Annotated in this window: 26 protein-coding genes; all 26 read right to left on the bottom strand. The window is 40.4% G+C overall.

The genetic code is table 11. The features are described 5' to 3' along the window. Positions 1–8: 8 nt before the first annotated feature. The 26 genes from rfbB to LHV68_01875 all read right to left on the bottom strand — a co-directional run bounded on the left by rfbB (position 9) and on the right by LHV68_01875 (position 24822). A complete protein-coding gene (rfbB, locus tag LHV68_02000) occupies positions 9–1025 on the bottom strand; it encodes a dTDP-glucose 4,6-dehydratase (protein MCB4790637.1) in 1017 nt (338 codons plus the stop codon). Between the two features lie 15 nt (positions 1026–1040). Then, on the bottom strand, positions 1041–1970 hold the full coding sequence (locus LHV68_01995; protein ID MCB4790636.1) for an SDR family oxidoreductase: 930 nt from the start codon (positions 1968–1970) through the stop codon (positions 1041–1043). 96 nt (positions 1971–2066) lie between these two features. Then, positions 2067–3128: a glucose-1-phosphate thymidylyltransferase gene (locus LHV68_01990; GenBank protein ID MCB4790635.1), complete on the bottom strand. Its 1062-nt coding sequence runs from the start codon at positions 3126–3128 to the stop codon at positions 2067–2069. Beyond that, positions 3125–4162 carry a GDP-mannose 4,6-dehydratase gene (gene gmd, locus LHV68_01985; GenBank protein MCB4790634.1) on the bottom strand — a complete coding sequence of 346 codons (1038 nt, stop codon included), beginning with the start codon at positions 4160–4162 and terminating at the stop codon, positions 3125–3127. The genes LHV68_01990 and gmd overlap by 4 nt, the downstream gene beginning before the upstream one ends. Before the next feature lie 220 nt (positions 4163–4382). Continuing rightward, positions 4383–5150 carry a class I SAM-dependent methyltransferase gene (locus LHV68_01980; GenBank protein ID MCB4790633.1) on the bottom strand — a complete coding sequence of 256 codons (768 nt, stop codon included), beginning with the start codon at positions 5148–5150 and terminating at the stop codon, positions 4383–4385. Between the two features lie 8 nt (positions 5151–5158). Then, positions 5159–6028 carry an FkbM family methyltransferase gene (locus LHV68_01975; GenBank protein ID MCB4790632.1) on the bottom strand — a complete coding sequence of 290 codons (870 nt, stop codon included), beginning with the start codon at positions 6026–6028 and terminating at the stop codon, positions 5159–5161. A gap of 12 nt (positions 6029–6040) precedes the next feature. Further along, complete coding sequence (locus LHV68_01970; GenBank protein ID MCB4790631.1) at positions 6041–7444, bottom strand: glycosyltransferase; 1404 nt, start codon at positions 7442–7444, stop codon at positions 6041–6043. Positions 7445–7477: 33 nt separating this feature from the next. Further along, the gene (locus LHV68_01965) at positions 7478–9535 is read right to left on the bottom strand and encodes a hypothetical protein (protein ID MCB4790630.1); all 2058 of its coding nucleotides are present in this window, start codon (positions 9533–9535) and stop codon (positions 7478–7480) included. After that, positions 9532–10467, bottom strand: a complete 936-nt coding sequence (locus LHV68_01960; GenBank protein ID MCB4790629.1) for an ROK family protein — start codon at positions 10465–10467, stop codon at positions 9532–9534. The genes LHV68_01965 and LHV68_01960 overlap by 4 nt, the downstream gene beginning before the upstream one ends. Next, the gene (locus tag LHV68_01955; GenBank protein ID MCB4790628.1) at positions 10460–11767 is read right to left on the bottom strand and encodes a bifunctional folylpolyglutamate synthase/dihydrofolate synthase; all 1308 of its coding nucleotides are present in this window, start codon (positions 11765–11767) and stop codon (positions 10460–10462) included. Before LHV68_01955 ends, LHV68_01960 begins: the two co-directional genes overlap by 8 nt. 11 nt (positions 11768–11778) lie before the next feature. Beyond that, on the bottom strand, positions 11779–12576 hold the full coding sequence (gene accD / locus LHV68_01950) for an acetyl-CoA carboxylase, carboxyltransferase subunit beta (GenBank protein MCB4790627.1): 798 nt from the start codon (positions 12574–12576) through the stop codon (positions 11779–11781). A gap of 57 nt (positions 12577–12633) precedes the next feature. Next, entirely contained in the window at positions 12634–13425 is a 792-nt protein-coding gene (gene trpA, locus LHV68_01945; protein MCB4790626.1) for a tryptophan synthase subunit alpha, read from the bottom strand. Between the two features lie 112 nt (positions 13426–13537). Next, positions 13538–14680, bottom strand: coding sequence for a tryptophan synthase subunit beta (gene trpB, locus LHV68_01940; GenBank protein MCB4790625.1), 1143 nt, complete (start codon positions 14678–14680; stop codon positions 13538–13540). A 91-nt stretch (positions 14681–14771) separates the two neighbouring features. Then, positions 14772–15737: a KpsF/GutQ family sugar-phosphate isomerase gene (locus tag LHV68_01935; protein MCB4790624.1), complete on the bottom strand. Its 966-nt coding sequence runs from the start codon at positions 15735–15737 to the stop codon at positions 14772–14774. Between the two features lie 116 nt (positions 15738–15853). Continuing rightward, positions 15854–16492, bottom strand: coding sequence for a phosphoribosylanthranilate isomerase (locus LHV68_01930; GenBank protein ID MCB4790623.1), 639 nt, complete (start codon positions 16490–16492; stop codon positions 15854–15856). A gap of 2 nt (positions 16493–16494) precedes the next feature. Next, on the bottom strand, positions 16495–17283 hold the full coding sequence (gene trpC / locus LHV68_01925; protein ID MCB4790622.1) for an indole-3-glycerol phosphate synthase TrpC: 789 nt from the start codon (positions 17281–17283) through the stop codon (positions 16495–16497). A gap of 42 nt (positions 17284–17325) precedes the next feature. After that, a complete protein-coding gene (gene trpD / locus LHV68_01920) occupies positions 17326–18387 on the bottom strand; it encodes an anthranilate phosphoribosyltransferase (GenBank protein MCB4790621.1) in 1062 nt (353 codons plus the stop codon). A 34-nt stretch (positions 18388–18421) separates the two neighbouring features. Continuing rightward, entirely contained in the window at positions 18422–18997 is a 576-nt protein-coding gene (locus LHV68_01915; protein ID MCB4790620.1) for an aminodeoxychorismate/anthranilate synthase component II, read from the bottom strand. Positions 18998–19089: 92 nt separating this feature from the next. Beyond that, positions 19090–20565, bottom strand: coding sequence for an anthranilate synthase component I (trpE, locus tag LHV68_01910; protein ID MCB4790619.1), 1476 nt, complete (start codon positions 20563–20565; stop codon positions 19090–19092). 14 nt (positions 20566–20579) lie between these two features. Next, positions 20580–21119 (bottom strand): signal peptidase I, encoded by a 540-nt coding sequence (gene lepB, locus LHV68_01905; protein MCB4790618.1) that lies wholly within the window; start codon positions 21117–21119, stop codon positions 20580–20582. A gap of 15 nt (positions 21120–21134) precedes the next feature. Next, the gene (hisI, locus tag LHV68_01900; protein ID MCB4790617.1) at positions 21135–21518 is read right to left on the bottom strand and encodes a phosphoribosyl-AMP cyclohydrolase; all 384 of its coding nucleotides are present in this window, start codon (positions 21516–21518) and stop codon (positions 21135–21137) included. 2 nt (positions 21519–21520) lie between these two features. Further along, the gene (gene hisF / locus LHV68_01895; GenBank protein ID MCB4790616.1) at positions 21521–22276 is read right to left on the bottom strand and encodes an imidazole glycerol phosphate synthase subunit HisF; all 756 of its coding nucleotides are present in this window, start codon (positions 22274–22276) and stop codon (positions 21521–21523) included. Positions 22277–22398: 122 nt separating this feature from the next. Further along, positions 22399–23124: a 1-(5-phosphoribosyl)-5-[(5-phosphoribosylamino)methylideneamino]imidazole-4-carboxamide isomerase gene (gene hisA / locus LHV68_01890; protein MCB4790615.1), complete on the bottom strand. Its 726-nt coding sequence runs from the start codon at positions 23122–23124 to the stop codon at positions 22399–22401. 119 nt (positions 23125–23243) lie between these two features. Then, positions 23244–23867, bottom strand: a complete 624-nt coding sequence (hisH, locus tag LHV68_01885) for an imidazole glycerol phosphate synthase subunit HisH (GenBank protein ID MCB4790614.1) — start codon at positions 23865–23867, stop codon at positions 23244–23246. Between the two features lie 33 nt (positions 23868–23900). Next, the gene (hisB, locus tag LHV68_01880) at positions 23901–24488 is read right to left on the bottom strand and encodes an imidazoleglycerol-phosphate dehydratase HisB (GenBank protein ID MCB4790613.1); all 588 of its coding nucleotides are present in this window, start codon (positions 24486–24488) and stop codon (positions 23901–23903) included. Between the two features lie 82 nt (positions 24489–24570). After that, positions 24571–24822, bottom strand: a complete 252-nt coding sequence (locus LHV68_01875; GenBank protein ID MCB4790612.1) for a hypothetical protein — start codon at positions 24820–24822, stop codon at positions 24571–24573.

Below are 24822 nucleotides of genomic sequence, written 5' to 3'. Positions count from 1 at the left end.
CCTAAAAATCAGGTAGAAGGGGTAAGGGTTAAGGTATACTGTTTCTTATAGTATTTTTCAAAACTTTTGTTTTTTACCTTTTTCCACCAGTCTATATTATTAACATACCAGTTAACCGTATCTTCCATGGCATCCCTGAAATTCGCTTCAGGCTTCCAATTCAATTCCTTTTTTATTTTTATGCAGCTTAAAGAATAACGCCTATCATGACCCGGCCTGTCCGTAACTTTTTTTATCAGGCTTTTCGGCTTTTTCAGTATATTAAGTATCATACCCGTAAGCATCAAATTGTTTATCTCATTTCCTCCGCCGATATTATAAATTCCGCCGTCTTTACCTTTATGAAGAACTTTATCTATCGCTTTACAATTATCCAAAACGTAGAGCCAATCACGGACATTTTTTCCGTCACCGTATAAAGGAAGCGGTTTGTTCTCTATGGCATTTGTTACGAACAAAGGGATTACCTTTTCAGGGTACTGGTAGGGCCCGAAATTGTTTGATGACCTGGTAATTATAACGGGCAGTTTATACGTAATAAAATATGAGCGCACCAGCATGTCTGCGCTTGCTTTTGAAGCAGAATAGGGGCTGTTAGGTTTTATCTGGCTATTTTCATTGAAAGACCCGCGGGAAATGCTTCCGTAAACCTCATCCGTGCTTATCTGGATATACCTTTTTATTTTATATTTCTTTACTACTTCAAGAAGCACATAGGTTCCGAAAACGTCCGTCTTTATAAAAGAACCCGGCTCGTGAATGGAACGATCGACATGTGTTTCTGCGGCAAAATTTATCACAACATCAACACTGGGGATAAGTTTATCTATCGTCTTAACATCACAGATGTCGCCTTTTATGAACTTATGGCGCCCATTTTTTTCAAGGTCTTTTAGATTGTCAAGGTTTCCAGCATAGGTAAGTTTATCAAGGTTTATAATGGAATAATTCTTGTATTTGTTAAGAATGTGCCTTATAAAATTTGAACCAATAAACCCAGCGCCACCAGTCACCAATAATTTCATTCCTATACCCTTATCCTAATTGTGTTCCTTTATCCAATTAAAGGTTTTAACCATACCCTCTTCAAAACTCACCAGAGGTTTATATTTCATTAATTTTTTGGCTTTAGAGATATCAGCCCACGTTTTTCTTACATCTCCTTTTCTGGGAGTAGTATGTTTGACTTTCATTTTCTTTTTGGTTAAATTTTCAATTATCCTTATTATATCCAGTAAAGAATTGCTGGCATGGCATGCGATATTAAAATACTCACCGGAGATCCCAGGAGTTAAAGCGGCTAGGATATTTGCACTTACTACATTGTCGATATAAGAAAAATCCCTTGATTGTTTACCGTCGCCATGCACCTCGGCTTCCCGGTCATTAAGCGCACAGCGTATAAAGATAGGTATAACAGCTGCATATTTCGAATTTGGGTCCTGGTTTGGGCCGAATACGTTAAAATACCTTAAAGAAACCGTTTCAAGCCCGAAAGTCTTAGCATATATACTGCAGTAATGCTCGGCTGCTAGCTTTGAAACTGCGTACGGTGAAAGCGGTGACGGGACCATGCTTTCCACCTGAGGAGTTTTATTATCTCCGTAAAGAGATGAAGAAGACGCGTAAACCACCCGTTTAACCTTCATTTCTCTTGCGGTCATTAAAAGTTTTAAGGTGCCGGTGATATTTACGTTATTTGTGCTTAATGGGTCATCCACCGACCTGGGGACAGAGCGAAGAGCCGCCTGATGCAAAACATAGTCAATACCTTTAAGCGCTTTTATTAGATCCTTGTCGTTTCTTATGTCGCCCTTCACAAGCTCTATTTTGTTCAAGAAAGGTTTTATATTTTCAATTTTTCCCGTCAAGAAGTTATCCAGTACCCTTACCTTATATCTTCTCCTGACAAGTTCTCCTACGATATTAGAGCCGATGAAACCTGCCCCGCCTGTTACAAGAAACTTCATAAAACCTCTTCTCTTAGCGTAGAGCGTGGAGCGTATAGCGGATATAAACTTCAAGGTCTTTCTATACGCTCTACGCTATCCGCTATACGCTGTTTATTATATCACTTCAACTTTAGACGAATCGCCTACCATTATCCGGTATGCATCTGGCTTTTTGCAGGTTTTGCATATTTCCACGTTCTGGCCAATCAGCGAATCCTCAAGACGTTTTACATCGGTTATCTTTGTTCCTTCAAGGATGATTGAATGTTCTATCTCGCTGTTTTCTATATTTACATTATTATAGATCGAAGTAAACGGCCCGATGTACGAATTAATTATCTTCGTGTTCTCTCCGATTATAACAGGACCCCTTATTGTGCTTTTAACTATTTTGGCGGTCTTGGCTATGACAACATTGCCTTCGATCTGAGATTGCGTATCAACTGAGCCTGCGGTATCGGCTTTCTGGGATTCAAGTATCAACCTGTTAGCTTCAAGCATGTCATCTAATTTACCCGTATCTTTCCACCAGCCTTTGACTATATGGGGCGTAACTACGTATTTTTTATCTATAAGATACTGTATGGCATCGGTTATTTCAAGTTCATTTCTGGCCGAAGGCTTTATATTATTTACCGCCTCAAATATATTTTTGTCAAATATATAAACTCCCACCAGGGCAAGGTCGCTTTTTGGTTTTTTGGGCTTTTCTTCAAGCCTGACAACTTTACCGTTCTTCAGCTCAGCTACTCCGAAATTTTCCGGGTGAGGGACTTTCGTAAGGAGTATCTGCGCATTGGGCTTTTTTGATTTGAACTCTTCAACAAGTGCAGGCACGCCTTCCTTAATAAGGTTATCGCCCAGATACATTATAAAATCTTCATCGCCTATGAAAGGCCGGGCGATTTTTACCGCATGAGCAAGCCCAAGAGGTGCTTCCTGTTCAATATAGGTTACTTTTATGCCCCATTTAGAACCGTCTTTTACGGCTTCCCTGATCTCATCTTTTGTATCGCCGACTATTATGCCTACTTCTTTTATTCCGCTTGCGCTTATAGCTTCAAGGCCGTAAAACAAAATTGGTTTGTTAGCAACCGGAACAAGCTGTTTTGCTGAAGTGTGAGTGATCGGACGAAGCCTCGTACCTTTCCCGCCTGATAAAACCAGTGCCTTCATTTCAGCCCCTCTTTTAGTTCTTTTTCTATCTTTCTTAGATCATAATCCATCATAATTTTAACGAGTTCCACGAACTTTGTCTTTGGCTCCCACCCAAGCTTTTTCTTGGCCTTAGAATAATCGCCTATCAACATGCTTACTTCAGCCGGCCTGTAATATTCAGGAGATATGCTCACATATTCCTTGCCGCTTTTTTTGTCTCTTGCTTCTTCGTTTACTCCTTCTCCTTCCCATTTAAGTTCTATACCGATGTGTTTGAACGCAACATCTATGAATTCTTTTACCGAATGAGTTTCATTAGTTGCAATCACATAATCGTCAGGTTTATCCTGCTGGAGCATAAGCCACATGGCCTCAACATATTCTTTTGCATAACCCCAATCCCGTTTTGAACTTATATCTCCTACTATTATTTTATCCTGCAGTCCGAATTTTATTCTTGCAACCGAGTCTGTTATTTTTTTTGTTATAAACTCCAACCCCCTGAAAGGCGATTCGTGATTAAAAAGTATCCCTGAACAAGCAAACATATTGTATGATTCCCTGTAATTCACAGTCATCCAGTGGGCAAAAAGCTTTGATACGCTGTACGGGCTTCTCGGGTAAAAAGGCGTTTTTTCATTTTGAGGGACTGCCTGTACAAGGCCGAACATCTCGCTTGTAGAAGCCTGGTAAAACTTTGCATCAGGTTTATAATACCTTAAAGCTTCAAGGAGTCTTAGGACACCCATAGCGTCGATATCTGCTGTTAAAAGCGGCTGGTCGAAAGATGCTTTCACAAAACTCTGGGCTGCGAGGTTATATACTTCATCCGGTTTTACATCCCTGATAACAGTCATGATATTTGTTAATTCGAGCAGGTCCATATATATATGCTTGATAAGTTTGTCAACTCCAATTTCCCGCAACCGCACCCTGCCAGAATCCCCGCTTCTCCTGTCCACTCCGTAAACTTCATACCCTTTATCCAGCAGTAATTTTGCCAAATAAGCTCCATCCTGCCCGCGAATACCTGTAATAATAGCCTTTTTCATTTTCATTTCCTTTCTTAACTATATTTTTATTCTAATTTCAATGATTTTATAAAAAATCAAGATAAAAATCAAATTTAGAACCATTGAATCCCGCTTTGCAGGACAATGGTTCTGATTACACAGATTAAACACCAAGATTATGGTGATTACAGAAACGGCTTTTTGACTAAATAAAACTCTGCCACCATTCTATTTTTTTATATTTTTGCCTTGATGTAAATTACACTTTTTCTATCTCAATTGTTTGAAACATGCCAAGCAGATCATTAAAAGGATTAAGTACGTATTCTATTAGCTTTATTAACGGATAAGTAAACGAAGGGACAAGCTGAACTATACTAAACCCGCCGCTCAGTAAATAACGAAAAGGCGTATGATTATATTTTTTTACTATTTTAAGATCAGGAAAATCCTGGTCAAATTGTTTCCTGTCCCTGTCAAAGATTATCCAGGGTATCGCACCGTTAGCATTAGATAACGGCCCGGTTTCTTCAAAACCCCACCCAGACTTTACATCGAAGTGTTCATGATGAAAATATTTATAAATAAAGCGTGCCATTAAAGTATTTGCAGGTTCTATCATTAGGATCTTACCTTTATTTTTTAAACACCGGCTCGCTTCCTGAAAAAAACTTTTTGGATCACTGATATGATGAAGAACGTTTATCATAACAAAAGCATCAATACTATTTTCTTTAAAAGGCATTTTTACTGCGGAAAATACTTTATCGATCCCTGGAAGTTCCATTACGTCAGAAGTTACAATATTCGGCATTATCTCTTTAATAAACCCACCGCCGCTTCCGATCTCTACAATAATTTTGTCAGTGTTATAAGTGACTGAATTTTCAATTTGTCTATAAAAATCAATATAAAGATTCTTTAAAAACACCTTCTTTTTGATGATCTTTGAATGGATGATCGTGGCGTCAGGACTGTCCAGATCATTTATTTCGTCACATTCCGGTAATCTAAGGAATTTCATCATTACAATGCTCAATTTATGGTTTTTGAATTTGGAATAGCTAATATATCTGTTGTTCCGTTTAACGGGATATATTTAAAATAATTCGTGTTATCAATTTTCTTCATAGAATTGCTGTCATACAATGAATAACCTATTGAATCAAAATATTCCGCATAGTCTTTGAATTCTAACCCGTTCTCTTTTACAAGATATAGGCCTATCTCAAAGATGATATGCGGGGCATGTTTTTTAATAGTGTTTACTGCTCCTTTAAAAACTTTTAATTCATGGCCGTCCGTATCAATCTTGATAAAATCAATTCTTTTTATTTCATTTTTTGCTGCAAAATCATCCAGGGATACTGCACAAACCCCTTCAGTAGACTTTGGCGTTCCGCCATGGATTTTATGTTCACCGCCAATGATCGATCCTCCGACATTCCAGCTTGCATACACCGAATTTACATTATATTTATCGGATGTTTTTTCTGATATGAAACATTGATTAATAATGACACGATTTGACAGTTCGGAATTAAGTTCCAGGTTTTTTTTAAGCTTTGAAAATGCATAATGTGTGGGCTCGAACGAATATACTTTGCCGTACGGGACTAACTTTGCAAATTGCAGTGTCATGATCCCGGTATTTGCCCCGATATCAAATATAATGCCGTCTTTGGGAATATCAATATGTTCATTATGTGATACGTTCTTCTGAAAATTCCCGAACAAAAACAGCGAAAGTTCCGTGCCTTCAGAAAGATCGACTTCATAATTTATCCCGCCACGGATTATCCTTTGCTTATCATTCCTGTAAATCTGATGTGTTAATTTATAAAGGAATCTTGCAAAAAATAATTTGATCTTAGTAAAAGGCAATTCATTTATTAATTCTTTCATTATAATATCCTATTAAATACTATTTAACCCAAGCCATTTAATTTTCTTAAACGCGATCCAACTCATTCTGAACAGCAAAAACCCGTGCTTAAACCTGCTGATATTGGTCGTTCCATAGGTCCTTGTCCGATATGTTATAGGCACCTCAACGATCTTCAAGTTTTGTTTTACAGCCCCAAAGATCAAATCGAAATCGCCGAACGGGTCAAAATCGCCGAAATATGAACGGTTACCCGCGATTAATTCATAATCTTTTTTTCTGATCATCTTAGTACCGCAGAGAGTATCTCTGAATCTCTGCCCCAAAAGCCACGTGAATAATATCCCAAAAAATTTATTTGCCAGCAAATTTAAAAAACGCATGGACTGCTTCTCCATAGGATAAACCAGCCTGGAACCGTTTATATATTCACCTTTACCTTCTATAAGAGCTCTGAAAAACCTTGGCAGGTCTTCCGGCGGAGCGGTCAAATCTGCGTCCTGTATCACTAAGACATCTCCCCTGGCAGCAGCGAAACCTTTTCTTACCGCATCTCCTTTTCCGACTCCTTCGCCTTGAGAGATCAGTCTGATGTCTTTTTGCGGGTGTTTTTTTATTTGTTCTTCAATTTCCTTAACTGTATCATCTTTACTGTTCCCTTCAACGAAGATTATTTCGGTGAATTTTCCCATATCAGGAATACGTTCGATAGCATTTTTAATATTACCTTTTTCGTTCCTGCAGGGAACTATCACGGAAACAGACAGCTCATTTTCTTTATATCTAACGGGCACAGGACGCGCAATTGTCAAATGCATAAGGTTGAAAAAACTAAAACCTGGAAGAATTGACAATACATAATTACAGATATTCGAAATAACCGGTATATATTTAGGCAATAGCATAAAAGAGTCATTGCGTACAATGTCATAGTCCGTTAAGTTAAGTAAATTTGAGATATCTTCAGGCGAAAGCCAGTTGTGGTAAGAATAAGGGCGGCGCATTTTTAAAAATGACCCTAACTCCAGCACAACTTCCCACAAATGGCTGTAATATGTAATGATTATTCTCGTTTTCTCATTAACTAATAAATGTATTTGCTCAAACACTTTTTGTATATCATGCCACTTGCCTATTGAATTGCAGATTATTATGTAATCAAATTTTTCATTAAGCTTAATATCATGAGGGTCCATGGTGAAAAATTTGTATTTTGGGAACAGATGTTTCGCAGCTTCTATCGTTTCCGGGTCTTGGTCAATACCAACACCATAATCAGGGTTTACGGCAGCCAATAAATGGCCGAAATCACAACCGACATGCAGGACTCTGCTCTTTGGACGTACAGCAAACTTGAAAATACTATTGATCCATTTATAGTAATATTCGTTTTTTTTATGCCACTTTAATAATTTATTTAATTTCTCTTGTTCCATACTTATAGCCTGAACTTTTAGGTATTAGTGCCGCTATCGCCACGGATAGAATTCCTGCTCGTGGGGCCTGTTGTATAATTCTTTTCTTTTCTTGAACGATGTTTTCAGGTCAATTGAAAGATAAACTTCTTCATAGGCAAGCCGTCTCAGGAACCTCAAGCCCAACATCCAGCAATGCAAGTCACGAGCGACTTTGAGTTCCTGGTCGTTAGTTCTGATTTCCCTGAAATCTCTTGTTTCTGTACTGTAAATATTGTATTCAACCCGCCATTTGGCGGTAGGGTTGAACCCTAAACCCACGTTAAAATCAGCCTGCGTAGGAGTAAGCCCGTTGTAGAATAAACCTAAATTAAGGTATTTATCATCCCTGTTCCCGTACATGAACAATGTCTGAACTGAATTAAGTGTATGAGGATAGATGTTCGTGGCTTCCTTAACATAAATCGTATACGAGAATGCGGGCTGCCATGTTAGCTCGTTGACCAAAGGGCTGAATTTTTGGCGCCAATCTTCTATAAAAATAGTGCGGGACCTCCTAAAGTCATAGGTAGCTGAATTCCTGACTATCACCCTTCTTGAAAGATACATGGAATTCCTGAATACCACCTGATTAGTTTCTTCGCCGTAATCATCGCCGTTCGTGTCTATATCCATAAGGTTTTTCTTTGTCCTTAACTTGTACTGGTGTAAAAGATTCCAGTCCATCGCCCTCATAACACGGTATTTTAAGTTAAAATCGCTAAGAAACCTTGATACAAAGATATTATTCAGGTCATAGTTACCGGGTATAAGAACATTTGAAGCATTCAGTTTCGGCGTCCTGTCGCTCCAGGTCTCATTCATACCCAGGCTTGGCGTAAGAGTCAATTTTCTTGTTAAATTATAGTTTTTATATATATTGAAGTTTGATGCACTGCTCCAGGTATAAAAATCATTTAAGGCTATATACTGGTTTAAAAGGTTCGTATTATACGTAAAATATAAACCCAGAAAAGTTTTTTTAGGGTACCTGGTATATTCCAGAAGCGGGAACGATATATTGTCTGCTTTAAAGTCGTTTATAATTGTGTCATAAACATCCCTTCTTGCAGTAGTCATACGGAAACTGCTCTTCGGTGTCTGCCTTGTAAATGCCAGTGAAGAATTAAGCTCTCTTGCTATCCTCATCCAATTTTCCTGGTAATAAAGGTTGTTAAATGACGCATCGCTGATAAAATCAAGTTTACTCTGCGCAGTCCAGTATGGGCTTAACTTTTGCCAATGCTCTTCTTTTAAATTCCACCTTTCGCTGCTCGTAGTAAGTCCGTTCGGGTCAGTGATCTTTTCTTTTATGTTATACCCGTAGAAAGTTCCTCTGATCTTTCCGGGTATGTCATAGTTATATTCAAGGCCAGTGCCCAGGCCGCGCTTTGCAAAATAATCCAGATAAAGTTTGGAATAGGTGTGCTCTGTTAGCGGGTGCCCGTAAATTACCCTTGCCGTGATCCCGTCAAGGTTATTATATCCTGGGTAAATTTCAAGGCTGTCCCTTTTTTTGCCCAGCCCTTGAGTAAACAAAGGCATATAAAAAACAGGCATATTACGGACAAGAAAAACCGGGTTATAGATATATATCCTCTTTCCAGTCAATATCTTAGCCCTTGAGCCATAAATATAGTAATGAGGTTTTATAAGGTCGCAGGTTGTAAATTTGGAAGTACCGGCAATATAGGTCTTATCGTTTATTTTTGTAAGGTTATTCGAATGAACGACCCACGGGCTGAAATAACATGATGACTTATTTATAGTCCCGGTCTCTGTCTTTAGATCATACGTCAGGCTATCTCCGAAAATAACATTACTGCTGTCCCTGAGAACTACATATCCGTCCGCTCGGACTTTGTCTTCATCTACCCAGAAATATATCGTATCTGCCTTAAGTAATTTGTTTTTCCAGGTGAGCGTTACGCTGTCTCTTGCTACCAGATATTTATCCTGGTCATCGTACTGCAAATACCCGGATTTTATTTCTACTTCCTCTGCATAGAGAAGCAAATTGGATAACAGGGATAATATAAGTACCGCAAGTACATAGCAGAATGCTTTTCTCATTTTGACAATAAAGCAGCTCCTACCACGCCCAGGTTCTGGTTGTATCTTGATACGATTATCTGGCATGCTTTTGCCGGTGTTCTGAAAGCACGTTTCTTAATGGTTTCTCTTAACGGTTTTAACAAAAGCTGCCCGGCCAGGCTAACCCCGCCTGCAAGCACTATCATTTCAGGATTAAGAAGGTTCACAACTCCCGCCAGTACAATGCCGAGCCTTTCTCCTGCCTGGTGCCATATTTCTCTTGACAGTTCATCTCCGAGATTGGCTGCTTCGGTCAGTATCTGCGGGGTTATCTTATCGATGTTACCTTCAGTAAGTTTTAATATTATCTTGCTTCCTCCCCGTTCGACCGCTTCTTTGGCCTGCATACTTAAATAATTCGCTCCCAAGTACCTCTCCACACAGCCCAGGCTTCCGCAATTACACCTTAAACCATAAGGTTCAAACGGCATATGCCCTATTTCTCCTGCGGAACCTTCCACTCCCCTGTATAACTGGCCGTTAAGGATTAACCCTCCCCCGATGCCTGTACCCAGAGTTACACAAATAACATTTTTTATCTTCCCGTTTGTCTCAAGCCAGTATGCTCCCCAGGCAGCAGCATTTGCATCATTATCTATCATAAGAGGTTTCGGCAGGGACGGATTAAGGAGGTTCTTTAAAGGAAGGTTTTTCCAGCCCAGGTTTGGAGAGAACCTTACCACACCCTTTGGCTGGTCTATATCTCCTGCTACACCTATACCGGTCCCGCAGAGCTTCTTGACATTTTTCATCTTATTAAAATGATAAATAATGCCTCCTACGACTTCATCGGGATCTGAAGGGCAATAATTCGGAAATGAATTTTGTTCGATAATTTTGCCTTTTTCGTTTACTATGGCCAGCTTTACTCCTGTGCCGCCGAGATCAACTCCCAAAAATAGTTTAGTCATATTTTCCATCCTTTCTTAAGATATCGCCCGTCAGGTAGAGGGAACCGATAACGATCACAATCCTATCTTTTTTCGCCTTTTCAAGGCCATCTATAACTGACTCAGCTGATTGTACCCTCTTCTTAGGCAAAAACTCTAGCCAATTCTCTTGCATCGTTCTTAAAGATAATCTTCTTTTTGATATTACCGGAACAAGAATAACATTTTTTACATAAGGGATTAAGCTCTTTATAACGCTTTTATAGTCTTTATCTTTCAGCATCCCGAATATAAATGTTCGTTTTATTTTTCCCCAGGGGCTTTTTTTGAATGTCTCCAAAAACTTCTTTACCGCTCCCGGGTTATGCGAACCGTCAAGAATAATGGTTTTATCTTTATATCGCCTTACATCGAACCTTGCCGGCCACTTCAGGTTTTTTAATGCTTGCTCAATGGCTGCATAGGTTATACTGTACCCTTTATTCCTCAATATTTCTGATGCTGCCAGGGCCAGGGAAGTGTTCTTCAGCTGATAAAAACCCAATAATGATAACTTTAAGAAATAATTTTCTTCTAATCCAGAGTATGAGAAATTCTGATACCTTTTTTCCCAATCCACTTTCTCAAGCTTCATTCTAAAATCTTTATTAAACTCAAAGATCTCCGCTTTTCTATCTTTTGCGGTCCTTTTAATTACTTTTTTGGGAGCTTCTTTTTCTACGCCGCTTATCACAATACCGCTATTTTTTATTATACCGGCTTTTTCAAAGGCTATGCTTGATAGAGTTTTTCCGAGCACTTTACAATGGTCAAAATCAACATCCGTAATTATGCTTAATTCCGGGTCATCTATCACATTAACAGCGTCAAACCGCCCGCCAAGCCCTATTTCAAGGATACCTATATCTATTTTTTTCTTTGCAAAATATATAAAGGCTATAGCCGTTATGAATTCAAAAAATGTCAAACCCAGCTTCTTGGCAAGAGGCAAATACTTCCTTGAAAGGAAAGCCAGGTCCCTTCTAATTATATTCTCTGAATTTATCTGTATCCTTTCGGCAATGTCTACAAGGTGCGGAGAAGTATAAAGGCCGGTTTTATAACCTGAGGCTTTAAGTATCTCAGAAAGTATCTTTGCGGTCGAGCCTTTGCCGTTGGTACCGGTAATAAGTATTGAACGAAACCTTTTTTGAGGGTCGCCTACCCGTGAAAGAAAATCACGTATCCTTAAAAGGCCGGGTTTCATTTCCGTATATTCGTTCAACTGCCATAATGACAGTTCAGAGTTCAGAGTTCGGAGTTCGGAGTTTAATGTATTCATATTTAAAAGAACTATTTTAAGAAGTTAAATATCTTTATCAATGTATCTTTCAGGTGCTTGCGTTCTACTATTATATCCAGCATTCCGTGGGCAAGCAGGAATTCCGACAATTGAAACCCGTCAGGAAGCTGCTGTCTTATAGTCTGCTCTATTACCCTTGGGCCTGCAAAACCTATCAGCGCCTTTGGTTCTGCGATAATAATGTCTCCGAGCATAGCAAACGATGCTGTCACGCCTCCAGTTGTCGGATCTGCCAAAATGGAAATAAACGGTACCTTGTTCTTATTTAATTTTGCTAAAGTTGCGCTGGTTTTTGCCATCTGCATTAAAGACAATATCCCTTCCTGCATCCTTGCGCCGCCGCTTGAAGAGATAATTACAAAAGGGCATTTTTTCTTTAAGGCCTGCTCGCCTGCACGCGCTATTTTTTCACCCACGACCGACCCCATACTGCCGCCCATAAAATTGAAGTCAAGCACTGCAAGCACGGTATCATGGGTGCCGATCTTGCCTTCGCCTGTTACAACAGCCTCTTTTACATTGTATGATTTTGCTCTTTTTTCATAGTCAGGGAAACTTAGCGGGTCAAGAGGGGTAAGCATTGCGTCATATTCCTTAAAAGAGTTCTTTTCCATCAGCTGTTTTATTCTTTCATGCGCGCTTAAACGGAAATAATACCCGCATTTCGGGCAGACTTTTAAATTCTCTTCCAGCTCTTTGCGGTATATTATTTGCTCGCACTTTTTACACTTGGTCCAGACACCGTGCGGGATCTCTTTTTTTCCGTTTGTTGTTTCTGAAACAGGCATTTATTCCTCCCCCGCCAAGGCGGGGCCCGCCGGAGAGGCAGGCATATTATTTTTATCCTAATCCAAGGCTTTTCTTATCTTCCCTACAAAACTAGAAACCTTATTATTCCTATCTTTTTTTGATTTACTTTCCTTGATTATATTAATTATCGCAGACGCTACAATTATTCCGTCGACATAAGGCTTGACCTGATGCACGTGTTCCGGTTTTGAAATACCAAAACCGAGGTATCTCGGAGATTTCATATTGTTTTTCGTAAGCAATAGATATTCTTTTATACCGCTTGCCAGGTTCTTTCTCTCTCCTGTAACTCCGGTAAGTGAAACTATATATGAAAAAGAACTTGCTTTTGAATCGATGAATTTAAGCCTTTCTTTCGGGGTATTAGGAGCTACTAGAGGGATAAGAGAGATATTGTTCATCTTTGCAAAACCTTCAAATTTTGAGGATTCTTCAGGGACCGTATCAGGAATTATGAGCCCGTCTGCCCTTCCTTTAAGCATTCTAAAAGCCTTTTTAAGCCCCATATTATAGATCGGGTTTAAATAACTCATAAAAACAACTGGGACGTTCACTGCTTTCCTCATTTTATCTGCCAGAACAAATACCTTTTTTAAGCTTGCGCCTTTTTTCAAGGCTATCTCGGACGAATACTGTATTGTAGGCCCGTCTGCAACAGGGTCTGAAAAAGGTATGCAGAGTTCAATTATATCTGCGCCGTTATCTACAAGGATACGGGAAAGTTCTAAAGTTGAATTAATATCAGGATAACCTGCCGTAAGGCATGCCACGAACGCCTTTTTGTCACTTATTTTATAGTTTGATACCAAATCTTTGAGTTTGTTCATTTATATTTTATCAAGTTAGATTGCTTCGTCGCTTCGCTTCTCGCAATGACTAAAGAGGTGTCATTGCGAGCTGAAGGCGAAGCAATCTCTCTGTTATTGAAATCCCTATCCCTCAGGTTAAGTTCTTTATTGTCTCTACATCCTTATCCCCTCTTCCAGAAAGACATACAATGATTATTTTGTCCTTGCCGAGTTTCGGTGCCAGCTTAGGCAGATAGGCGAATGCGTGCGCAGACTCAAGAGCTGGTATTAGGCCTTCACTTTGGCATAAAAGTTTCAAGCCTTCCAAAGCTTCTTTGTCCGTTATCGGATAATATTGGGCTCTTTTTGAATCTTTATAAAAACTGTGTTCAGGCCCTACCCCGGGATAATCAAGCCCGGCTGATATCGAGTGCGTGCCTGATATCTGGCCGTTCTTGTCCTGAAGAACGTAGGTTTTCATGCCGTGTAATATACCTATTTTTCCTTTTGACAACGTGGCGGCTCCGGCTGCTTCAAGCCCTAGGAACTTCACTTTTTTATCGTTATAAAAAGGATGAAATAACCCGAGTGAATTGCTCCCTCCTCCTACACAGGCAAGCAGATAATCAGGAAGCCTGCCTTCTATATCAAGTATCTGTCTTTTCGCTTCCCTGCCAATAACCGATTGAAAATCTCTGACCATCAGCGGGTATGGATGCGCTCCCATCACAGAACCTATTATATAGAACGTATCTCTAAAACTCCCTGTCCAGTCCCTGAATGCTTCGTTTATAGCATCTTTCAGGGTCCTTGAGCCTGTTTTTACGCTTATAACACGGGTTCCGAGAAGATTCATCCTAAAAACATTCAATGCCTGCCTGTGAACGTCTTCTTCACCCATATAAACATCGCATTTTAACCCGAAAAGCGCTGCAACGGTTGCAGTAGCCACGCCATGCTGGCCTGCACCTGTTTCTGCGATAACTCTTTTCTTGCCCAATCTTTTAGCAAGCAGTATCTGCCCGAGGGTATTATTTAGCTTATGAGAACCTGTATGGCAAAGGTCTTCCCTTTTTATATATATCTTTGCACCGCCGAACAGCTTTGTAAGGTTACGGGCAAAATATAACGGTGTAGGCCTGCCAGCATAATTCTTAAGGTAATACTTCAACTCTTCATTAAAACCCTTGTCTTTTGAAGCCTTTTTATATTCTATAGCAAGGTCAGATAAAGGTTTAAAAAGAGTTTCAGGCATGAACTGCCCGCCGAATTCTCCAAAATATCCTTGTTTCATAAAAATCCTTGTCCTGGGTCATGAGTACTGAGTCTTGGGTTTTGACACATGACTCAATACTCAAGACTCATGACATTCATCATGACCGCCGTTAAACAATCCCTTCGCTCAGCAAATCCCTTTCATCAAGTACGCCTACCGGCATTCCTTTTGAATTTATGACCGGGATATTGTCAAATTTATGTTTTCTTAATATTTCCGCAGCTTCTGCAGCTAATATGTCAGGGGCTATGGTCAAAGGAGACCGTGTCATAACTTCTTTAATCGGTCGGGTAAGCAGTAATTTATCTTTCTGAAGTTTTCTTCTCAAGTCTCCATCGGTAAAAAAACCTACTAACCGGCCAGAACCATTTACTATATTTGTAGCGCCAAGCCTTGTTTTTGTCATGACAAGAAGAGCATCGTTGACACTTGCGTTTTCGCTTATCACAGGGTTATCCTTTCCTTTTTTCATTATATCCTTTACTTTTACCGTAAGCTTTTTTCCGATACCGCCTCCGGGGTGGAAGCGGGCAAGCGATTCTTTCTTAAAACCTTTTTTCTGTGCGACCGTAATAGCCAGGGCATCCCCCAGAGCAAGCATCGCAGATGTAGACGATGTAGGTGCAAGGTTAAAAGGACAGGCTTCTTTGTCGATCTTGCAGTTTATCAGGATATCTGCCTTTAACCAGGTTTTTGAAGAGGTTTTACCTGTCATAGCTATCAATTTTAAACCCAGGTTTTTTAATACAGGTAAAACTTTTTTTACTTCGTCAGATTCACCTGTATAGGAAAGTATCAATACGATATCATCATGCATGATCATGCCTATATCCCCGTGAAAGCATTCGCTCGGATGGACAAAAAAGGAAGGTGTCCCGAGAGACGACATCGTAGCCGATATCTTTCTTCCTATCAACCCTGATTTTCCTATACCCATTATGACCAGCCTGCCGTGACAGTTTGCTATTAATTCCACTGCTTTTAAAAAATCACTATTCAGGTGTTTTATCTGGCCGGTAATAGCCTGTGCTTCTATAAGCAAAGTTTTTCTTGCGCTTTCCATAATAGTAGCCATAAATTAACTCCTAAAATCGGGATAAGGTAGACGGTAAACGGTAGACGATTACTGCAAAGCCTTTTGAACCTTTGAAATCCGTCTACCTTCTACCTTTTCCCGTCTACCTATTTTATTTAAAATCCATGCCCTTTTCTGATAAAATCTTTCATTTTATCGTAATCCTTTTTTGTAGGCAGCCTCTCTACTCCCGAAGCAGTATCTACACAAAACGGATCTACTTTTTGTATCGCAGCTAAAACATTGTCAGGAGCAAGGCCGCCTGCAAGAAAGACCGGCTTACCTAATTCCTTGGCCTTCAATGCAAAATCCCAGTTAAAGGTCTCTCCTGTCCCGCCGGCAACTCCCGGCACATGGGCATCAAGTAAAAAATAATCCGCACAATCTTTGTAAGCCGCAATCTCATTTAAACTGTTTTCATCGGCTATCCTGAAAGCTTTTATTACAGGAAGGTTTGTCTGTGCTTTTATATTGGAACAATACTCGACAGATTCACTGCCATGAAGCTGAATCATTTTAAACCCGCATTTTTTTAATATCTTTGCTGCTTCAGTTATATCCTCATCTACGAAAACCGCAACACTAGTTATGAACGGAGGCATCTTTGCAAGTATATCCTTTGCCATTTTTACGGAGACTTTCCTCGGGCTTGCTTTGCAAAAATTAAGGCCAATGTAATCGGCTCCCAGGCTTGCAACCAGTACAGCATCTTTCAGGTAGGTAACGCCGCATATCTTTACTTTTGTTTTAGCCATAATCAGTTCACTCCTGATAATTCGTTTAATTTAGCTTTGATGTCATCTGCCTTCATCAGACTTTCTCCTATCAAAAAAGTATTTACTCCGAGTTTTTTATACAGCTTTACATCTTCAAAAGACTTTATGCCGCTTTCAACTATCACAGTTTTTCCTTTTGGTATTATGGGTATCAACCTTTCCGCAGTTGATCTATCAACGGTAAAATCTTCTAAATTACGGTTGTTTATCCCTAGGATCTCAACTCCGGCGGCCCCAAGTGCTATCTTTAACTCGTCCTCGTTATGCACTTCAACAAGCACGTCAAGGCCCAGGCTTTTTGAAAGGCCTACAAGCTCGCCTAAGCTGTCCTTATCAAGCAATGCTGTTATTAATAATACCGCATCAGCTCCGAAAGCCTTTGATTCATAGACCTGATAAGCGTCAAATAAAAAATCTTTCCGCAATACAGGAAGGGCTACATTTTTCCTTATATCGTTCAAATAATCTATTTTGCCTTTAAAATAACCCCTTTCAGTTAAAACGGATATTGCGGCTGCTCCGCCTGCTTCATATTCTTTTGCTATATTTACATGATCAAAATCGGGCTTTATCAAACCTAAAGACGGGCTCGCTTTTTTTACTTCTGCTATTATATTTATTTTATTTTTATTTGAAACAGCCTTATAAAAATCTCTTTTATTATTTGCTTCAGAGAGCTTCTTTTTCAGTTTTTCTAACGGAAATTTTTTTTTATTAAACTCGATTTCCTTCTTTTTACTGCTCATTATTTCATTTAGGATATTATTCACCCCGCCCTTCCTTTGCTTAGCCCTTCACAAGTTCTATATTAGTTATGAAGGGCTGGGTTCATTTGTTATTTTGATAAGCGAAACAAGTTTTTCTTTTGCTTTTCCTGAATCGATCGCAGCCTCTGCTTTTTTTATGCCTTCCTTCAAACCTTTAACATTGTCCGCAACAAACAGGCATGCCCCGGCATTGAACAGGACTATATCCCTTTTAGGGCCTTTTATTCCTGATAATATATCGGTAATGATACGGGCGTTCTCCTCTTTATTTCCGCCCCTGATATCTTCCATTTTAGCACGTTTAAGGCCGAACTCTTCCGGCGCAATAGCAAAAACCTTTACTCTGCCGAGGTTTAATTCAGCAACTTTTGTAGAGTCGGTCGTAGTTATCTCATCAAGCCCGTCTTTGCCGTGCACGATCCAGGCTTTTTTGGTCCCGAGTTTGTTCAGCACGTTTGCCAAGAGCTCAACGAGTTCCTGGCTGTAAACCCCGAGTACCTGGGCATTTGCACCTGCCGGGTTAGTCAAAGGCCCCAGGATATTAAAGACCGTCCTTATCCCGATCTGCCGCCTAGGGCCTATCGCATATTTCATAGAGCCGTGAAGTGACGGGGCAAAAAGAAAACCGATGCCTATCTTTGCTATGCATTCTTCGACTTTTTCGGGTTTTACATCAAGGTTCACTCCCAGGGTCTCTAAAACATCCGCACTCCCGCAGGCGCTTGATACAGACCTGTTCCCGTGTTTCGCTACGGATAACCCGCACGCCGAGATAACAAGGGCGGTAGCTGTAGAGATGTTAAAGGTGTTGGTCCTGTCCCCGCCCGTACCGCAGGTATCGATTATGGTTTCAGTGTCAATATTGATGTCTTCTCTGTCTATATCAACCGTTGCGCGTACCCTTATAGGTGTTGCAAACTTCCTCATTACCCTTGCAAAACCCGTTATCTCATCAACGGTCTCGCCTTTCATCCTCAGGGCTGTTATCAACGACGCTATCTGCGATTCCGTGGCTTCTCCGGTCATTATCTCTGCCATAACGCTGCCGCTTTCCTGCTCTGTAAGGTCTTGTTTTAGTACAACTTTTGCGATTGCTTCTTTTATCATCCTAACTCCAGCGATAAGCTGTAAGCAAAACGACTTACTTCTTACGGCTCATCTTTACAAAATTATTTAAAAGCTTCTTGCCTTCTTTCGTCAGTATTGACTCGGGATGGAACTGCACGCCTTCAAGGATATATTTTTTATGCCTTAAGCCCATTATCTCGCCTTCTTTTGTCCATGCTGTTATCTTAAGCTGTTGAGGCAAAGATTTTTTCTCTACTATCAATGAATGGTACCTCGTAGCTTCAAAAGGGTTTGAGAGCCCTGTGAATATATTCTTTTTATCATGCAGTATCCTGGAAGTTTTGCCATGCATAAGCCTTTTCGCCCGCACCACTTTGCCGCCAAAAGCATGAGCTATACACTGGTGCCCGAGGCATACACCGAGGATAGGAATCTTACCTGTAAACCTCTTTATTATTTCAAGCGACACCCCTGCATCTTCCGGGGTACCTGGGCCCGGCGAGATCACTATCATGTCGGGTTTTAGTTTCTCAATTTCGTCCGCAGTAATTTTATCGTTCCTGAAGACACGGAGATTCTTTTCCCACTCGCTCAAATACTGCACGAGGTTATACGTAAATGAATCGTAGTTGTCTATTACTAAAATCATTTCTCCGTCTTTCGTGACCCGTAACCCGTGACCCGGAGCTAGTGGCAAAAAAGCCTTTTCGGGTTACAGGTAACTGGTACCGGGTTACTTATTTATAAGCCTTTCTCTGCAAGGTCTATGGCTTCAAACAAAGCCTTTGCCTTATTTTTAGTTTCAAAATATTCTTTTTCTGGGACTGAGTCTGCGACTATGCCGGCTCCTGCCTGCGCATAGGCGGTCTTATCCTTTAAAACAATGGTCCTTATAGCTATCGCCATGTCCATATTGCCGGAGAAAGAAAAATACCCGACAGCCCCCGCATAGGGCCCGCGTGAAACCGGCTCAAGCTCCGCTATTATCTCCATAGCCCTTATCTTCGGAGCCCCGGAAACAGTACCCGCAGGGAAACATGCCCTTAAAAGGTCAAAACTATCCATGCCGGGTTTTAACTTTCCTATAACCGAAGAAGCTATATGTATCACGTGAGAATATTTCTCGATCTCCATCAATGTCTGGACTTTTACGGACAAAGGAAGGCATACCCTTGACAGGTCGTTCCTCCCCAGGTCAACAAGCATTATATGTTCCGCTTTTTCTTTCGGGTCGCTTAAGAGTTTATATATTAAAGAGACCTCTTCCTGTTCGTCTTTAGCTCGCGGGCAGGTTCCTGCTATCGGCCTTGTTTCAGCCAAAGAACCTTCTTTCCTAACTAGTATTTCGGGTGAAGACCCTATTATCTCAAAATCTTTCAGCTTCAGGAAATACATGTAGGGTGACGGGTTTATAAGCCTGAGGCTCCTGTAGATATCAAAGGCCGGGACTCCTGTTTTGCGCAAGAAACGCTGTGAAGGCACTACCTGTATAATGTCCCCTGCCCTTATATATTCTTTGGCTCTCCTTACTTTATCTTCGAATTGACTTTTTGAAAGGTTAGACCTGGTTTTTGCCGAAGGTCTTTTGCCGTGGCCTCTGTTGCCAAGAGGCTTCTTTATCAGAGATATTATTTTCTCGATCTCTTTTTGGGCAGTTTTGTATGCATCGATTTTGTTTTTATTATCCCTTAAATCAACACAGATCACTATCTTTACCGTATGTTTAAGATGGTCAAATATTATAATATGGTCTGTAAGCATGAACAAAGAGTCGGACAGCCCCAGGCCGTCTTTGTCCATATCCGGCAGTTTCTCAAAAAAACGCACCATGTCATAGGAAACGAACCCGACCGCACCGCCCCAGAACATGGGAAGTCCTTTTATTTCTTTCGGCTTGAATTCAGACATTATGTTTTTCAGTTCTGTTAAAGGGTCTGCCGTATTTTTCCAGACAGGCTTTTGTTTGTATCCGTAAACGGCAAACTTATCTTTTTTGCTTTCGAATATGAATTTCGGCCTGTAGGAAATAAATGAATACCTGCCCCACCTTTCCCCTCCTTCAACACTTTCAAGTAGATAGGCATAGGGTTCATTTGATGCAACTTTTAAAAAAGTTGAAACAGGGGTCTCTGTATCGGCAAGTATCTCCCTGTAGACAGGTATGATATTGGCATCTTTGGAATAGCTAGTGAATTCTTTAATACTTGGAATGATCATTTTACTTTTCCCGGCTAAAACCTTATTATTCTTCCTTTTACATTTTTATTGTCAATAAAATATATTGATTCTTTCGTTACGGGATCCTTCCAGTCCCTGCTGTCGCCTGATTCATCCCTGTTATCGCCCATAACGAAGACTTTCCCGTTTGGAACCGCCAAAGGGCCCAGGTCGTCGCCTTTTAAAAGCTCGTTCGGCCTTGTATACTGCACATAGTTTTCTTCCAAAGGGACATTATTTAAAAATACTTTTTTTCTTCTTATCTCTATATTATCGCCGCAAACTGCGATAACGCGTTTTATGAGGTCATGGTTCTTTTGTACCGGCGAAGGAAAAACTATTATATCCGACCTCTTCGGAGGGATAAATTTTATCGTCACCTTTTCAAGAATATAATGCTTATCTTTTAAAAGCGTAGGCTCCATAGAACCCGATGCCGGATAGATACCTTCGGCTATGAAACTTCTGATCAAAAGAGCGCTTATCGCAGCTGAAAAAACTAATTTTACTACCCTTACAAAAGACCGCTGTGTTAAGAATGAATCAAAATACATATATTTTTAAAAAAACTATTTATACACTTTCGTTGGGTCAAATATCCTTTTCCCGATTACCCTAGTACTTCCGGTATTTTTTACTTCACTAAAGAAACATGACCTGTAACCCGTATGGCACGCAGCTTTGCCTACCTGGTCTACCTTAAGGAGGAGGCAGTCTCCGTCGCAGTCATAATACATTCGTTTTACTTTCTGGATATTTCCTGACTGTTCTCCTTTCACCCAGAATTTCTGCCTGGAACGGCTCCAGTACGTGGCTTTCTTAGTCTTTATGGTACGCTTTACAGCTTCTTTGTTCATATATGCGACCATAAGGACCGTACCGTCCCTGTAATCCTGTACCACACAGGGTATAAGACCGTTTTGACCAAATTTAAGTTTCTTTATAAAGTTCATTTTCATATCCTTACCGGTATTTTCTTCTTTTTCAGATAACTCTTTAGGCTTGATATAGACATTTCCCTGTAATGAAAAAGCGATGCTGCAAGAAGCGCAGAAGCGCCTGCCTTATAGGCATCGTAAAAATGCTCTTTTTTCCCTGCGCCGCCGGATGCTATTACAGGGATATTTACGGCACTGCTTACGGCTTTAATCAGCTTTAAGTCATAACCGTCTTTGGTGCCGTCACAATCCATACTTGTAAGCAGTATCTCGCCGGCGCCCAGCTTTTCGGCTTTCTTTGCCCATTTTACCGCGTCGTGCTTTGTTTTTATCCTTCCGCCGTAAGTATACACGCTCCAGCTTTCATGTTTATTTTTTTTTGCATCGATCGCAACAACGATGCACTGGCTCCCGAATTTTTTGCTGGATTCCCTTACAAGGCCAGGATTTAATACAGCTGCTGTATTTAAAGATATCTTATCTGCACCGGCTTTGAGCAAAGTCCTTATGTCCTCTAATGTCCTTATGCCACCGCCTACGGTTAAAGGTATAAAAACCTGTTCTGCGGTTTTCCTTACTACATCGAGCATTATCGAACGCTTGTCACTTGAAGCTGTTATGTCAAGGAAAACTACCTCGTCAGCCATTTCCCTGTTATAGCGTTTGGCGACTTCTACCGGGTCCCCTGCATCACGCAGGTTTGTGAACCTGGTACCTTTAACTACCCGGCCTTTGTCTACATCCAAACATGGAATAATCCTAACTGATAACATAACTTACTTCAAATGCAAATTTCAAATATCAAAATGCAAAATTATTGTGTCCTCCGCTGATTCTATGGAGGACTTATTTGTTAATGTTAATTTTTCATTTTGCATTTTTCATTTTGCAATTATTAGTTCTCTCCTATCTTAATAGCTTCTTCAAGATTGATAGCATCGGTGTAAAGAGCTCTGCCGATTATTGCTCCGCTAACTCCGTCTTTTTCCAGAGCCTTTATTTTTTTTATATCTTCCAGGTTAGACATCCCGCCGGAAGCTATGATATTCAATTTACTTTGCTTTGCCATTTTACGTATACTTTCAATATTCGGGCCCTGAAGCATACCGTCTTTTTTTATGTCAGTATATATTATTTCTTTTAAACCCATTTCCTTCATCTTCTGGGCAAGCTCAATTGCATCGACTGTAGTGACCTCTTTCCAGCCTCCAATCGCAACTTTATTATCGCTTGCATCTATCCCTACCATGACCTTTGTTCCGTATTTTTCCAACGCAGCCCTTAATACGTCCGGATTATATATAGCTATGGTTCCAAGGATAATATAATCTATTCCCATATCCATGACCATATCTACACTGTTCATGCTTCTTATACCGCCGCCAAACTCTATGGGTATAGTAACTTCCTTGCGGATTTTTTCCAATATATCCGTGTTCTTTGCCGCTCCGCCGAAGGCGCCGTCAAGGTCTACGATATGGAGCCTCTTCGCTCCTTTTGCCTGCCAAAGCTTTGCGATAAAAACAGGGTCTTTGGAATAGACTGTTTCAGCGTCAATTTTGCCCTGAGAGAGCCTCACGCAATTTCCGGACCTTATATCAATCGCAGGAATGACTATCATGCAGTCGCCTCATTTATCCCGCCGCATAAAAAACCTCTCCCAGCTTTGCGGGATCAGAGTAGGAATATTATGTTGGCGGGACGTTACTTTATTCACAGTCCCGCAGTGCGGGACGGCTCTTAACAGATGAGCCCCACAAAATTTTTTAGGAGTTTCAAGCCGTTAGTCCCGCTTTTTTCCGGGTGGAACTGGCAGGCCCATATCTTGCCTTTTGTGATACTTGAACAGAAATCTATGCCGTATTCCGTAGTCGAAGAAATATAGCTATCTTCCTTAGGTTTGCCGTAATAGGAATGAACAAAATAAAAATATGATTCATTCTTTATTCCTTTGAACATTTTATTTTGGGCCGTTTCATTCTTTATTTTTACCCTGTTCCATCCCATATGCGGGACTTTCAGCTTTTTATTCGTAAAATTAAACCTGTCAACATGTCCCTGGATAACACCTAAGCCCTTATGGGTCCCGTCTTCCCTGCTAAAATCAAAAAGGAGCTGAAACCCGAGGCAAAGGCCTAAAAAAGGCTTGTTCTCAAAGACCGCTTTTCTTATTACATCGTTCAATTTATAAGAGTATATATTTTTTCTTGCCTGGCCGAAAGCGCCTACTCCCGGAAATACAGCTGCATCAGCATATAATATTCTATTGGGGCTCTTTGTCACTACAACATTTGCTCCGACAAATTCCAAAGCCTTGCCGACGCTTCTTAAATTACCCATCCCATAATCAATGATAGCTATCAACGGCTTCTTCAAGAACGGGCTCCTTTATTTTGTTTAAAGTTTCCCTTTAGTAGAAGGAATGCCTTTCTTTTTTGGGTCAGCGCCGGCCGCCTGCTCTATGGACCTGCCAAGGCCTTTGAATACCGACTCGGCGATATGGTGGTTGCTCCGGCCCTTTTTAAGGGAGATGTGGAGTGTTGTTTTTGAATTTATAGCAAAAGAATAGAAAAAATCTTCCAAAAGGCTATAATCAAATTCTGCGCTGTTGGCTTTGAACTTTACATCGTAGTCAAGAAAAGGCCTTCCTGAAATATCCAAAGATACATAGGAGAGAGCCTCATCCATTGGTATCAGGAAACTTCCGTACCTGTTTATTCCGGTTCGTTTACCCAGAGCTTTATCTAGAGCCATTCCCAAAGATATGCCTATATCTTCCACTAAATGATGGTTATCTATGTGCGTATCTCCGCAGGCATTTATTTTCAAGCTGAAATTACCGTGATAAGCAAGCAAGGTCAACATATGGTCAAGGAATCCTATCGAAGTTTTAACAACAATAGGTTTAGGTTTATCCATATTTATTTCTATCTTAATATCTGTTTCCTTGGTCTTTCTTATGATTTTTGCCTTTCTGTTCTTCAAATTATGCTCCTCTTTAACAGTTCGGAGTCAGGAGTTCGTAGTAACTAAAAAACTCCGGACTAATAACTCTGAACTTGTGCCGTTAGTGTTTGCTCTCTGATATCTGGTCCGGAAATTTTTTGTCGAGTTTATCCATGGTTTCAAGCGCCTTCTCCAGCTTTTTTATTAAAGCCAGCTCTTCAATAGAATATATAGGAGGACCGTCCAAAGAAAAATCTCCCTGGGCGGCTTCATTTATAAGTATCAGCAATAACTCTATCTCGCGTGGAGTCAGATCTATATTCATTCGCGCCTCCTTAAACCAGTATTCTCTTGCGCTTAAACCTCTTGCCAT

The sequence above is a fragment of the Candidatus Liberimonas magnetica genome (assembly GCA_020523885.1).
In the GTDB taxonomy this organism is placed as follows: Bacteria; Elusimicrobiota; Endomicrobiia; order Endomicrobiales; family JAFGIL01; genus Liberimonas; species Liberimonas magnetica.
The sequence above is the reverse complement of the archived record's forward strand: the minus strand, read 5'-3'. Positions and strand labels throughout refer to the sequence as shown.